This window comes from Sphingomonas aracearum, assembly GCF_003345355.1.
Lineage (GTDB): Bacteria > Pseudomonadota > Alphaproteobacteria > Sphingomonadales > Sphingomonadaceae > Sphingomonas > Sphingomonas aracearum.
This window is the reverse complement of sequence record NZ_QQNB01000002.1, coordinates 463,927-476,043: the sequence shown is the minus strand read 5'-3', so window position 1 is coordinate 476,043 and position 12,117 is coordinate 463,927. Positions and strand designations below refer to the sequence as shown.

General features: G+C 69.1%; 12 protein-coding genes. 8 read left to right on the top strand and 4 right to left on the bottom strand.

The genetic code is table 11. The annotated features are described in order from the left end of the window. Window positions 1–19: 19 nt before the first annotated feature. The gene (locus tag DVW87_RS09460; protein WP_114687534.1) at window positions 20–505 is read left to right on the top strand and encodes a GAF domain-containing protein; all 486 of its coding nucleotides are present in this window, start codon (window positions 20–22) and stop codon (window positions 503–505) included. Between the two features lie 124 nt (window positions 506–629). Continuing rightward, window positions 630–1,859 carry an RcnB family protein gene (locus tag DVW87_RS09455; protein ID WP_239017842.1) on the top strand — a complete coding sequence of 410 codons (1,230 nt, stop codon included), beginning with the start codon at window positions 630–632 and terminating at the stop codon, window positions 1,857–1,859. A gap of 10 nt (window positions 1,860–1,869) precedes the next feature. Here the strand turns inward: DVW87_RS09455 and DVW87_RS09450 are convergent, their stop codons facing one another. Together DVW87_RS09450 and DVW87_RS09445 are read right to left on the bottom strand one after the other, a co-directional pair. Next, window positions 1,870–2,349 (bottom strand): hypothetical protein, encoded by a 480-nt coding sequence (locus DVW87_RS09450; protein ID WP_114687533.1) that lies wholly within the window; start codon window positions 2,347–2,349, stop codon window positions 1,870–1,872. Next, window positions 2,349–2,801 (bottom strand): universal stress protein, encoded by a 453-nt coding sequence (locus DVW87_RS09445; RefSeq protein WP_114687532.1) that lies wholly within the window; start codon window positions 2,799–2,801, stop codon window positions 2,349–2,351. Before DVW87_RS09445 ends, DVW87_RS09450 begins: the two co-directional genes overlap by 1 nt. Before the next feature lie 154 nt (window positions 2,802–2,955). Between DVW87_RS09445 and DVW87_RS09440 the strand changes: the two genes are divergently transcribed. From DVW87_RS09440 to DVW87_RS09415, 6 genes are all read left to right on the top strand, one after another. Further along, a complete protein-coding gene (locus DVW87_RS09440; protein ID WP_114687531.1) occupies window positions 2,956–4,326 on the top strand; it encodes a pyruvate dehydrogenase complex dihydrolipoamide acetyltransferase in 1,371 nt (456 codons plus the stop codon). 16 nt (window positions 4,327–4,342) lie between these two features. Next, on the top strand, window positions 4,343–4,576 hold the full coding sequence (locus DVW87_RS09435; RefSeq protein ID WP_114687530.1) for a hypothetical protein: 234 nt from the start codon (window positions 4,343–4,345) through the stop codon (window positions 4,574–4,576). Beyond that, window positions 4,569–4,967: an acyl-CoA thioesterase gene (locus tag DVW87_RS09430; RefSeq protein WP_114687529.1), complete on the top strand. Its 399-nt coding sequence runs from the start codon at window positions 4,569–4,571 to the stop codon at window positions 4,965–4,967. The genes DVW87_RS09435 and DVW87_RS09430 overlap by 8 nt, the downstream gene beginning before the upstream one ends. 21 nt (window positions 4,968–4,988) lie before the next feature. After that, complete coding sequence (gene lpdA, locus DVW87_RS09425; protein ID WP_114687528.1) at window positions 4,989–6,389, top strand: dihydrolipoyl dehydrogenase; 1,401 nt, start codon at window positions 4,989–4,991, stop codon at window positions 6,387–6,389. A gap of 169 nt (window positions 6,390–6,558) precedes the next feature. Beyond that, a complete protein-coding gene (locus DVW87_RS09420) occupies window positions 6,559–6,909 on the top strand; it encodes a DUF3140 domain-containing protein (protein WP_114687527.1) in 351 nt (116 codons plus the stop codon). Between the two features lie 112 nt (window positions 6,910–7,021). Further along, window positions 7,022–7,324, top strand: coding sequence for a phasin family protein (locus DVW87_RS09415; protein ID WP_114687526.1), 303 nt, complete (start codon window positions 7,022–7,024; stop codon window positions 7,322–7,324). A 6-nt stretch (window positions 7,325–7,330) separates the two neighbouring features. On the opposite strand, the gene DVW87_RS09410 is transcribed toward DVW87_RS09415, so the two are convergent. After that, window positions 7,331–8,899 carry an efflux transporter outer membrane subunit gene (locus DVW87_RS09410; protein ID WP_114687525.1) on the bottom strand — a complete coding sequence of 523 codons (1,569 nt, stop codon included), beginning with the start codon at window positions 8,897–8,899 and terminating at the stop codon, window positions 7,331–7,333. After that, window positions 8,896–12,117: an efflux RND transporter permease subunit gene (locus DVW87_RS09405; protein ID WP_114687524.1), complete on the bottom strand. Its 3,222-nt coding sequence runs from the start codon at window positions 12,115–12,117 to the stop codon at window positions 8,896–8,898. Before DVW87_RS09405 ends, DVW87_RS09410 begins: the two co-directional genes overlap by 4 nt.

Genomic DNA, 12,117 nt, shown 5'->3' with positions numbered 1-12,117 from the left:
CGCTCCTATCTGCGCGGCCATGTACCAGTTCGACATCGCCGCCGGCTCCAAGGCCGAGCTTCATCACGACCTCCACGCCGCGCTCGACGCGCTCACCGCGGACGAGCCGGACGCGATCGCCAACATGGCCAACGCCGCCGCGCTGATCTGGCAGTATCTGCCCGACCTCAACTGGTCCGGTTTCTACCGCATGGTCGGCGATGGACTGGTGCTCGGCCCGTTCCAGGGCAAGGCCGCCTGCATCCGCATTCCGCTCGGCAAGGGCGTGTGCGGCGCCGCCGCCGCCACCCGCACCACGCAGCTGGTGGCCGACGTGCATGCCTTTCCCGGCCACATCGCGTGCGACGCGGCGAGCGCATCCGAACTCGTCGTGCCGATCGTGCACGAGGGCCGCCTGCTCGGCGTGCTCGATCTCGACAGCCCCTCGGCCGGCCGTTTCGATGCCGAGGACGCGGCCGGGTGCGAGGCGCTGATGACCCTGCTTGCGCCCCGCATCGCCGCCTGACCCAGATCGGGACGGCCGTTAAGGCTATCGCTGGACTCGCTCGCCTGCGTCCGAAATGGTAACGGGGGCGTTAAGAACCAGGCGAGCGCGGGGGCGGTACGCCAAGGCAGGGAGTGCGGAAACCATGAAGACCCTCACCGTCGCGTCCATCGCGATGACGATGCTGGCAGCGGCGCCGGCGGAAGCGAACCCCGGCGGCCCGCGCACGGGCGGCGCGCCGCGCCCGGCCGGCATGGTGGGCGGCGGCATGCAGGCGCACCCGATCCCCGCCCGCCCGGGCGGAACCTGGCAGGGGCGCCCGGGAGGCACCTGGCAGGGTCGTCCGGGCGGAACCTGGCAGGGGCACCCCGGCGGCACGGTCCGTCCGGGCACGCCGATCGCCAACCATGGCGGCCATCGCTGGGGCGGCCAGATCGGCGGGCACTGGTATGGCGGGATGCGCGCGCCGGGCGGCTGGGGCGCGTATCGCCGCCCGGTGCGCGGCTGGACGCTGCCGAGCTATTGGATCTCGCCCAGCTGGTACATCGCGGACTTCGGCGCCTACGGCCTGGCGGCGCCGCCGTACGGCTATAGCTGGAGCCGCTATTACGACGACGCCGTGCTGGTCGACGGCCGCGGGCAGGTGTGGGACTCGGTCAGCGGTGTCGATTGGGATCGCTATGACGACGGCTATGCCTATGCCGATGGCAGCTATGGGGGCGTCGACCAGGGCTATGCCTATGCCGACGGCGACGACTATCCGGTCGCGCCCGATCGCGCGCCCCCGCCGCCAGCCGGCTATTACCAGCGCGAGGACAACGGCGTCGGCGGCGCCGTGGTCGGCGGCATCGCCGGGGGCGTCGCGGGCAACCTGATCGCCGGTCGCGGCAATCGCCTGGGCGGCACGCTGATCGGCGCCGGCGTCGGTGCGGTTGCCGGCATGGCGATCGACAAGGCCGAGGACAAGCGCAGCCGGCCCGCTCCGGGCTATGGCGCGGGCTACCCGCCGCCTCCCGCCGCGTACCCGCAGGGCCGTTACGCGCCGCCCGCGCCGGGCTATGGTGCCGGCTATGCGCCGCCGCCGGTCGCCTATGCGCCTCCGGCCGAGGTGGTGCAGTCCGGCGGCACCTATGCCGGCAGCGCGTCGGGCAGCACCAGCTACACCACCGTGTCGCGCGGCTATGTCGCGGGCGGCTATTGGTACCCGCCCGTCACCACCACGGTGACCACGCTGGCGCCGGTCGTCACGGAAACGACCACCACCACCTATGTGGAGGAGCGCGTCGCGCCCCGCGTGAAGTATCGCGCGAAGAAGGTGTGGCGTCCCACCAAGACCAAGACGATCTGCACCTGCTCCTGCCGCCCGAGCTGCTGAGGCTTTTGGTCTAGCTCTTCGGAGCGGGGGCGGCTGGCGGCGCGGGGGGCGTCGCCGGCCGCTGCGCCCCCGTCGCTGCCGCGCGGATCGCCGCCGTGCCCGCCATCGCCGGCAGCGCCGCCACGATCGTCCAGTTGCGCGAGCGCGCGACATCGCCGAGCAGGGCGTCCCCAGCCGCCCCGTCCACCAGCGCGAAGACGATGGTCGGGCCGAAGCGCTCGGACGACAGTGTGCCGGCCGCCGCCAGCAGCGCGCTTGTCGCCGCGCCGTCGCCTGCCGGTGCGGTGACCAGCACGATCCGCTTCGCCTCTGGCCCTTGCTGGAAACCGAGCAGATCGACCACCTCGCGGCCTTCCGAAGTGCGCGCGATGTTCGCCACCACCAGACAGCCGCTGCAGCCTTCCGCGATGCGCGTCATCTCGGCGGCCACCGCCGCGCGCGGGCTGGCCGCCTCCGGAGCCGCCAGTTGCAGCAGCAGCGCCGCCAGCATCAGCTGAGCCGGTCGATCGCGTCCTGGTCCAGCCCGCCCGGAACGATCATCAGCGGCACCGGCAGGGCGCCCGCATCGGCCGCGAAATGCGCGACCAGCGGCCCGGGGGCGCCGGTGGCGGAGGCGCCGAGCACCAGGGCGGCGATCTCCGCATGGGCGGCGAGATGCTCGCGCACGATCTTCGCCGCCTCGCCCTGTTTCAGCGTGATGGAGGGATGCAGCCCGGATTCCGCCAGGATCGCCCCGGCGGCGCTGGCCACCAGCGCCTCGGCCTGCTGCCGCTGCTCTTCCTCGATCGTCGCCTGCACGCCACCCCAGCCGACGAACTCGGCGGGCGGCAGCACGGACAGGATCTCCACCCCGCCGCCCGTCTTCACCGCGCGGCGGGCCGCGAAGCGCAGGGCGATCCCCGCTTCCGGGCTGTCGTCCACCACCACCAGATAGATGCGCATCGTCGTTTCCCGTTCGTCAACCGGAGGTGACGGTGGCGTGCGCATGCGCCGAGCGCAAGTGCCGCCCGGATGGAAGCCCGTCGCAGACCTTGACCCGCAGGGGTCCGGAGGCGAAGAGGAGCGCCACCCCTCCCCGGGAATCAAGAGGACGTTCATGCCCATCGAGATCAAGATGCCTGCGCTGTCTCCGACCATGGAGGAGGGCACCTTGGCCAAGTGGCTCGTCAAGGAAGGCGACCAGGTCAAGTCCGGCGACATCATGGCCGAGATCGAGACCGACAAGGCGACCATGGAGTTCGAGGCCGTCGACGAGGGCACCATCGCCAGGATCACCGTGGCGGAGGGCACCGACGGCGTGAAGGTCGGCGCGGTGATCGCGCTGCTCGCGGGCGAAGGCGAGGACGTCTCCGCTGCCGCCTCGTCCGAGCCAAAGGCCGAAGCGCCCAAGCAGGACGCGCCCGCCGCGCAGCAGGGCGACACGCTCGGACGCACCAAGGAGATGGCCGAGGATCACGGCCTTGCTCCCCAGAACAGCACCGGCGGTTCCTCCGCACCGACTTCGGCTCCGGCTCCGTCGCCCGCCGCTGCGCCGGCGTCCTCCGGCGAGCGCGTGAAGGCAAGCCCGCTCGCCCGCCGCATCGCCGCCGACAAGGGCATCGAGCTGTCCGGCGTGTCCGGCTCCGGCCCGAACGGGCGCATCGTCAAGGCGGACGTGGAAGGCGCCCAGCCGGGCGCCGCCGCTCCCGCGCAGAAGGCAGCCGAGGCGCCCGCCGCCGCGCCGCAGGCCGCCCCGGCCGCCGCGCCCGCCCCGGCCAAGGTCTGGTGGGACGAAAGCATCCCGCACGAGGTCGAGAAGCTTTCCAACATCCGTAAGACGATCGCCCGCCGGCTCACCGAGTCGAAGCAGACGGTCCCGCACATCTACCTCACCGTGGACATCCGCCTGGACGCGCTGCTCAAGCTGCGCGGCGACCTCAACAAGGCGCTGGAAGCGCGCGGCGTGAAGCTGTCGGTCAACGATCTGCTCATCAAGGCGCTGGGCGTGGCGCTGGAGGCGACGCCCAAGTGCAACGTCACCTTCACCGGCGACAGCCTGGTCAGCTACAAGCGCGCGGACGTGTCGGTGGCGGTGTCGACGCCCACCGGCCTCATCACCCCGATCATCCGCGATGCCGCCAATGCTTCGCCGTCGTCCATCTCCACCCAGATGAAGGAGCTTGCCGGCCGCGCCAAGGAAGGCAAGCTGAAGCCCGAGGAATATCAGGGCGGCACCGCCAGCCTGTCCAACATGGGCATGTTCGGCATCAAGCAGTTCGAGGCCGTCATCAACCCGCCGCAGGGCATGATCCTGGCGATCGGCGCGGGCGAGAAGCGGCCGTACATCGTGGACGATGCGCTGGGCATCGCCACCGTGATGTCGGCGACCGGCAGCTTCGACCACCGCGCGATCGACGGGGCGGACGGGGCGCAGCTGATGAAGGCGTTCAAGGAGCTGGTCGAGGCTCCGCTCGGCATGATCGCCTGAGGAGGGCGGGGGCAGGATGCCGCGTCGCACGCTGATCGAGGCGTTGCACCTTCTCGCCGGCGTGATCGGCACGATGGCCGTGGCGAAGGCCGCGGCCTGGGGCGTGCCGCTCGCCCGCGTCGACATCTGGCGCGTGGCGGGCGTGTGCGTGCTGGTGGTCCTGCTGTGGTCGGTGCGCCCGCTGCTGCTCGCCTGGCGGGCCGATCATGGCGACGACGGCGCCCTGCGAAAGCTGCGTGGCAATGTCTGACCTGATCGATCCCGTGCCCGCCGGCGAACCGGCGATCCGCGTCACCACCATGCCCGCCGACGCCAACCCTTACGGCGACATCTTCGGTGGCTGGCTGATGAGCCAGATGGACATGGCGGCCGGCCTCGTCGCCTCGCGCCATGCCCGCGGTCGTGCGGTGACCATCGCGGTGGAGGGCATGAAGTTCCACGCGCCCGTCGCGGTCGGCGACGAAGTGTCGGTCTATGCCGATCTGGTCGCGACCGGCCGCACGTCCATGACCATCGACGTCCAGGCCTGGCGCCGCGGCCGCCATGTCGAGGAACGCTGCCGCGTGACGCAGGCCCGCTTCGTGTTCGTGGCGATCGACGAGGCGCGGCGCCCGCGCGCGATCGACGCTTCCGCAATCTGATCTCTTCCCCAGGAGTATATCGTGGCTGAAACCTATGACGTGATCGTGCTCGGCTCCGGCCCCGGCGGCTATGTGGCCGCGATCCGGGCGTCGCAGCTCGGCCTGAAGACCGCCATCGTCGAGCGCGAGCTGCTCGGCGGCATCTGCCTCAACTGGGGCTGCATCCCGACCAAGGCGCTGCTGCGCTCGGCCGAGATCATGCACTACATGCAGCATGCCAAGGATTACGGGCTGGCGGCGGACAACATCACCGCCGATCTCGCCGCCGTGGTGAAGCGCTCGCGTGGCGTCGCCAAGCAGCTCAATCAGGGCGTCACGCACCTGATGAAGAAGAACAAGATCGCCGTGCACATGGGCACCGGCAAGCTGACCGGGAAGGGCGGCCTCACCGTCACCGCGGAAGGCGGCAAGACGACGGAGCTGTCGGCGAAGAACATCATCGTCGCCACCGGCGCGCGCGCCCGCGAGCTGCCCTTCGCCAAGTCGGACGGCAAGCGCATCTGGACCTATCGCCATGCGATGACCCCGGCCGAGATGCCGAGCAAGCTGCTGGTCATCGGCTCGGGCGCGATCGGCATCGAGTTCGCCAGCTTCTACAACGACATGGGTGCCGAGGTGACCGTGGTCGAGATGCTCGACCGCATCGTGCCGGTGGAGGATGCGGACGTTTCCGCCTTTCTCGAAAAGTCGCTGAAGAAGCAGGGTATGACGATCCTCACCAAGGCGGGGATCAGCGGGCTGGACGTGGGGGCGGACAAGGTGACCGCCAGGCTGAAGGACAAGGACGGCAAGGAAACCGTCCAGGAATTCAGCCACGTCATCGTCGCGGTGGGCATCGTGCCGAATACCGAGGATCTCGGCCTCAAGGAACTGGGCGTCGCCATGGACGATCGCGGCTTCCTGAAGACCACGCCCGATTGCCGCACCAACGTTGAGGGGCTGTGGGCGATCGGCGACATCACCGCGCCGCCCTGGCTCGCGCACAAGGCCAGCCACGAGGGCGTCATCGCCGCCGAGGCGATCGCCGGCGGCCATCCGCATGCGATGGACGTGCGCAACATTCCGGCCTGCACCTATTGCCACCCGCAGATCGCCAGCGTCGGCCTCACCGAGGCGAAGGCGAAGGAGCTGGGCTATGAGGTCAAGGTCGGCACCTTCCCGTTCATCGGCAACGGCAAGGCGATCGCGCTGGGCGAGGCGGAAGGCTTCACCAAGACGATCTTCGACGCGAAGACCGGCGAACTGCTCGGCGCGCACATGGTCGGCGCCGAAGTGACCGAGATGATCCAGGGCTACACGGTCGGCAAGACGCTGGAGACCACCGAGGCCGAACTGATGGAAACGGTGTTTCCGCACCCGACGATCAGCGAGACGATGCACGAAAGCGTGCTCGGCGCCTATGGCAAGGCGTTGCATATCTAGCCGAAACGTCACCCCGGCCTCGTGCCGGGGTCCACTCGGCGGCGGGGCGCGCTCCCGGCGAGTGGCCGCCGCGTTCGCGACATGGTGGACTCTGGAACAAGTCCGGGGTGACGGGGGCGGGAAACCCGATGCCTGTCGCGACGTTCCTTCTCTCGAAGGAGAGCCGGCGATGGATGCAGACGAGCGCAAGAAGATCCGCGACGACTTCCACGACGCGGTGAACATGACCCCCGCCGAGCTGGAGAAGTTCCTCGACACCGACGACAGCAAGCGCGTCGGCTGGAAGGGCGAGGACGGCCAGGGTTCCGGCGAGAGCGTCGGGCACAAGTCCGGCAAGCGCATCGTCGAGATCAAGCGCGCGCATCAGGCGGACCTGTCCGACGACGACTATGCGCACATGAAGAAGGTGGTCGGCTATGTGCACCGGCACATGGCGCAGGGCGGTCCCGCGGAGGACAAGGAACATTCCGACTGGCGCTATTCCCTCATGAACTGGGGGCACGATCCGTTGAAGAACTGACGGCCGCTCGCCTGTAATCCGGTGTTGCCACCCTCGCCGGGCGCTTGCGATCAGGCGCCCGCGGTGAGACGATGCCGCCGCCGAGTCACCATCATCCCCGGGAGACACCGACATGGCCGACGACCAGAACGACGCGACCAGCACCGCCACCACCGCCGCGGAGCAGGCGATGGAGCGGGGCAATGCGGTGAGCATGCGCCTGCTGGACCAGGCGGAGGTGACCGCCCGCGAAACCTTCGCCGCCCTCCGCGCCGCCGCAAGGGCGAAGGACGTGACGGAGGTCATGAAGATCCAGTCCGACTTCCTGCGCGAACAATCGACCCGCAACATGCAGCACGCGCGCGAGATGAGCGAACTCATCCTGCAATATGGCCGCGATGCCGTAACCCCGTTTACCGGACGCAAGCCGGACTGACCGGCCTTACCCCTGCGGCGTGACCAGCTGCGGTCCGCGCGGCGTCACGTCCAGCAACTGGTCGCCGCCCAATGTGCGGTACAGCGTCACCAGGTTGCTCGCCGCCACCAGCCGCGTGTTCACCAGCGTACGCTGCGCGGTGTAGAGCGATCGCTGCGCATCGAGGCTGTTGAGGTAGGTATCGATGCCGCCGCGGTACCGTGCGGTTTCCAGCCGGGCGGTGTCCTCCGCCGCCGCCGCGTTCGCGGTGCTCGCGCGGAGCTGCTCGGCGATGGTCCCGCGGCGGGCGAGGGCGTCCGACACCTCCTGGAACGCGGTCTGGATCGTGCGCTCGTAGGTGGCCAGTGCGACGTCGCGCTGTGCCCGTGTCTGCTCCACGCCTGCGCGACCGGCGCCGGCGCGGAAGATCGGGAAGTTCACGTTGGGCGACACCGAATAGCTGAAGCTGCCGCCCTTGAAGAGGTCGGTCAGCGCGGTGCTCGCAAAACCGACCAGCCCGGTCAGCGAGATGCGCGGGAACAGCTCGGCCCGCGCCGCGCCGATCTCGGCATTGCTCGCGCGCAGTTCGTACTCGGCCTGCACCACGTCCGGCCGCCGCAGGAGCACGCCGGAATCCAGGCCGGCCGGCAGCGCCGACAGGTTCGCCGAGGCGTCCTCGATCGTCTGCGGCAGCAACGCCGGATCGACCGGCGCACCGACCAGCAGTTGCAGGGCGTTGGCGTCCTGCGCCACCAGGGTGGTCTGCTGCGCGATGTCGGAGCGGGCGGTTTCCAGCACCTGCTCGGCCTGGCGCAGGTCGGTGCGCGGCGCGATGCCGCCTTCCAGCCGCGCACGCGTCAGCCGCACGCTCTGCTCGGCGCTGGCGGCGGTCTGCTGCGCGATCAGCAGCAGGCTGCGGTCCGAGGCATAGGTCAGCCACGCGGCGGCGATGTCCCCCACCAGCGTCAGCCGCGTGGCGCGGGCCGATGCTTCCTGGCCGAAATAGCGGTTCAGCGCCGCTTCGTTCAGCGAGCGGATGCGGCCGAACAGGTCCAGCTCGAAGGCGGTGATCCCGACTTGAGCGGAAAAGCTGCTGTTCGAGCTGGAGTTGGTGGTGGTGATCCCGGTCGCACCGGTTCCGGTGCCGACCCCGCCGGTGCCCGTACCGATCCCGCCCGTGCCCGTGCCCGTGCCCGTGCCCGTGCCCGTGCCGGTCGAGCCGGTTGTCGTCGCGCTGTTCAGGCTGGAGCCCCGGCCGCCGTCCGAATAGCGATAGCTGCCACTCGCCGTAACTTCGGGGAACAGCTCGGCGCGCTGGATGCGATATTGCGCCCGCGCCACGGCGATGTTCGCCGCCGCGATGCGCAGATCGCGATTGTTGGCCAACGCCTGCTCGATCACGCGCTGCAGCCGCGCATCGCGGAAGAGGTCGCGATAGGACACCGCTGGCAACGAGGCCTCCTGCTGGCGCAGATAGGCGTCCCCGCTCGGCCAGGAGGCGGGCACCGGCAGTTCGGGCCGGACGTATCCGGGCGCCAGCGAGCAACCGGCCAGCGCGGTGGCGAGGAGAAGGAGGGCAGGGGTGCGACGGCTCATGCCTGCGGCTCCGGCTTGGCATCCCCCGTGGGAGGCGGGGGCGTGTGCCCCGGCTCCTCATGGTGGAAGCGCTTCATCGTGTCCCGCGTGGTGCGGCGGACGAGCACGAAGAACAGCGGGATGTAGAAGATAGCGAGGATCGTCGCCGTCAGCATGCCGCCGATCACCGCGGTGCCGATGGCGATGCGGCTGTTCGCCCCGGCGCCGGTCGAGATCGCCAGCGGCAGCACGCCGAAGATGAACGCCAGCGAGGTCATCAGGATCGGGCGCAGACGGATGCGCGCCGCCTCCAGCGCCGCCTCGATCACGCGCTTGCCCTGCCGCTCCGCCTGTTCAGCGAACTCGATCATCAGGATGGCGTTCTTCGCCGCCAGGCCCATCGTCGTCAGCAGGCCGATCTGAAGGTACACGTCGTTCTCCAGTCCGCGCAGCGTCACGGCGAAGATCGCGCCGACCAGGCCGAGCGGGATCACCAGCAGCACCGCAACCGGGATGGTCCAGCTCTCATACAGCGCCGCAAGGCACAGGAACACCACCAGCAGCGACAGGCCGTAGAGGATCGGCGCCTGACCGGACGACAGCCGCTCCTGATAGGATTGCCCGGCCCAGGCGACGCCCACGCCCGAAATCTGCCCGGCCAGTTCCTCCATCCGCGCCATCGCGTCGCCGGAGCTTACGCCCGATGCGCCCGAGCCCTGGAATTCGAAGGAAGGGATGCCGTTGAACCGCGACAGGGTGGTGGGCGCCGTGGACCAGGCGGTGGTCGCAAAGGACGAAAAGGGCGCCATCTCGCCGGAAGACGAGCGGACGAACCATTTGTAGATGTCTTCGGGCAGCGCGCGATACGGTGCGTCGCCCTGCACGTAGACGCGCTTCACGCGGCCGCGATCGATGAAGTCGTTGACGTAGGAGCCGCCCCAGGCGGTGGACAGCGTGGAGTTCACGTTGGCCTGGGTCAGGCCCAGCGTGGACAGCTTCTGCTGGTCGATATTGACCTTCAGCGTGCCGACATCGGGCAATTCGGTCAGGCGCACCTGGCTGAGCGCCGAGTCCCCGTTCGCGGCCGCAAGCAGCTTGTCGCGCGCCGCGGCGAACTCCTGCTGCGACAGGCCGCCGCTGTTCTGCAGCTCCATGGTGAAGCCGCTCGACTGGCCGAGGCCGCGGATCGCGCCGGGCTGGAGCGCATAGACCTGCGCGTCGCGGATGTTGCCGAACGCCCCCGTCGCACGCTGCACGATCGCCGCCGCGCCCCGTTCCTTGTCGGAGCGCTCGTCGAACGCGGCGAGGTTCACGAAGCCCTGGCCGGTATTCTGCCCCGCCGCCGCGCCGCCGCCGCCGCCCGCGACGGAGAACATCACGGACGTGTCGCGCTTCTCGTTGTTGAGGAAGTAATTCTCCACCTGCTTCTGCACTTGGGTGGTGCGGCCCAGGGTGGCGCCGGCAGGCAGGCGGAACTGCACGGAAATCGCGCCCTGGTCCTCCGTCGGCAGGAAGCCGGTCGGCAACCGCAGGAACATGAGCACCAGCAGCGCGCAGGTCACCGCGTAGATCGCGAGAAAGATCCACTTGCGATCCACCACCGTCTGCACCGCGCGGGTGTAGCGATCCACCCCCTTGTCGAAGCGCGAGTTGAAGCCGTGCTTGAAGCGGTGAAAGAACCGGCCGACCGCGGGGAAGCGCCGGTCGATCCAGCCGCCTTCCTCCTCGCCATGCTTCTTCTGCTTCAGCAAGGTGGCGGTGAGCGCGGGCGACAGGATCAGCGCCACCAGCACCGACAGCACCATCGCCGACACGATGGTCAGCGAGAACTGGCGATAGATCACGCCGGTCGATCCGCCGAAGAACGCCATCGGCAGGAACACGGCGGACAGCACCAGCGCGATGGCGACCAGCGCGACCTGGATCTCCTCCATCGACTTGATCGTCGCGTCGCGGGGAGAGAGGTTCTCGTCCTCCTCCATCAGGCGCTCGACGTTTTCCACCACCACGATCGCGTCGTCGACGAGCAGGCCGATCGCGAGCACCAGGCCGAACAGCGTCAGCGTGTTGATGGAGAAGCCGGCGACGTAGAACACCGCAAAGGTGCCCAGCAGCACCACTGGCACCGCAATCGTCGGGATCAACGTCGCGCGCCAGCTTTGCAGGAACACGAACATCACGATCACGACGAGCACGATCGCTTCGAAGAGAGTGTGCTCCACCTCCTCGATGGACAGCTGGATGAACTGCGTGGTGTCGTTGGCGTAGGCGAACTTGTAGCCGGGCGGGAAGCCCTGCGCCGCCTTGCTCACCAGTGCCTTCACCAGCTCCGCGGTGGTCAGCGCATCGGCGCCTGGCGCGAGGCTGACGGCGATGCCGGCGCCCGGATGCCCGTTGATGCGGCTTTGCGCCTGGTAGCTTTCGGCGCCGAGCTCCACCCGCGCCACGTCCTTGATGCGCACGGTGGCGCCGTCGGCTTGCGTCTTGAGGATGATGTTCTCGAACTGCGCCGGGGTCTGCAGCCGCGATTGCGCGGTCACCGTCGCGTTCAGCATCTGCGTGTCGGGCTGCGGCTGTCCGCCCAGCTCGCCGGCGGCGACCTCGGTGTTCTGGTTCTGGATCGCGGTCGTCACGTCGCTGGGGATCAGCTGGAAGCTGGCGAGGCGATCGGGGTTCAGCCAGATGCGCATGGCATATTGCGAGCCGAACACGTTGGACTCGCCCACGCCGTTCACGCGGCCGAGCGGGTCCTGCAGGTTCGAGACGAGCCAGTCGGACACGTCGCGATTGGTGTCCTTGTCGGACTCGTCATAGACGCCGACGATCAGCAGGAAGTCCGGATTGGACTTGGACACGCGCAGGCCCTGTTGCTGCACCTGCTGGGGCAGGCGGGAGAGCGCCTGCTGTACCTGGTTCTGCACCTGAACCTGCGCAATGTCCGGATCGGTGCCCTTGGAGAAGGTCGCGCTGATCGTCACCTGCCCGCGCGAGGAGGAGGTGGAGGAGAAATACAGCAGGCCGTCGATGCCGGTCAGCTGCTGTTCGATGATCTGCGTCACCGAATTCTGGATCGTCTGCGCGTTGGCGCCCGGATAGGTGGCGCGGATGTTGACCTGCGGCGGGGCGACGTCCGGATATTGCGCGATCGGCAGCGACATGATCGCGCCCACGCCCGCCAGCATCACGATGATCGCGATCACCCAGGCAAAGATCGGGCGGTCGATGAAGATCTTGGACAT

Coding starts and splice junctions, on each gene's coding strand:
- DVW87_RS09460 (WP_114687534.1), top strand. CDS start 20: ATGTACCAGTTCGACATCGCCGCCGGCTCCAAGGCCGAGCTTCATCAC.
- DVW87_RS09455 (WP_239017842.1), top strand. CDS start 630: ATGAAGACCCTCACCGTCGCGTCCATCGCGATGACGATGCTGGCAGCG.
- DVW87_RS09450 (WP_114687533.1), bottom strand. CDS start 2,349: ATGCTGGCGGCGCTGCTGCTGCAACTGGCGGCTCCGGAGGCGGCCAGC.
- DVW87_RS09445 (WP_114687532.1), bottom strand. CDS start 2,801: ATGCGCATCTATCTGGTGGTGGTGGACGACAGCCCGGAAGCGGGGATC.
- DVW87_RS09440 (WP_114687531.1), top strand. CDS start 2,956: ATGCCCATCGAGATCAAGATGCCTGCGCTGTCTCCGACCATGGAGGAG.
- DVW87_RS09435 (WP_114687530.1), top strand. CDS start 4,343: ATGCCGCGTCGCACGCTGATCGAGGCGTTGCACCTTCTCGCCGGCGTG.
- DVW87_RS09430 (WP_114687529.1), top strand. CDS start 4,569: ATGTCTGACCTGATCGATCCCGTGCCCGCCGGCGAACCGGCGATCCGC.
- DVW87_RS09420 (WP_114687527.1), top strand. CDS start 6,559: ATGGATGCAGACGAGCGCAAGAAGATCCGCGACGACTTCCACGACGCG.
- DVW87_RS09415 (WP_114687526.1), top strand. CDS start 7,022: ATGGCCGACGACCAGAACGACGCGACCAGCACCGCCACCACCGCCGCG.
- DVW87_RS09410 (WP_114687525.1), bottom strand. CDS start 8,899: ATGAGCCGTCGCACCCCTGCCCTCCTTCTCCTCGCCACCGCGCTGGCC.
- DVW87_RS09405 (WP_114687524.1), bottom strand. CDS start 12,117: ATGTCCAAGATCTTCATCGACCGCCCGATCTTTGCCTGGGTGATCGCG.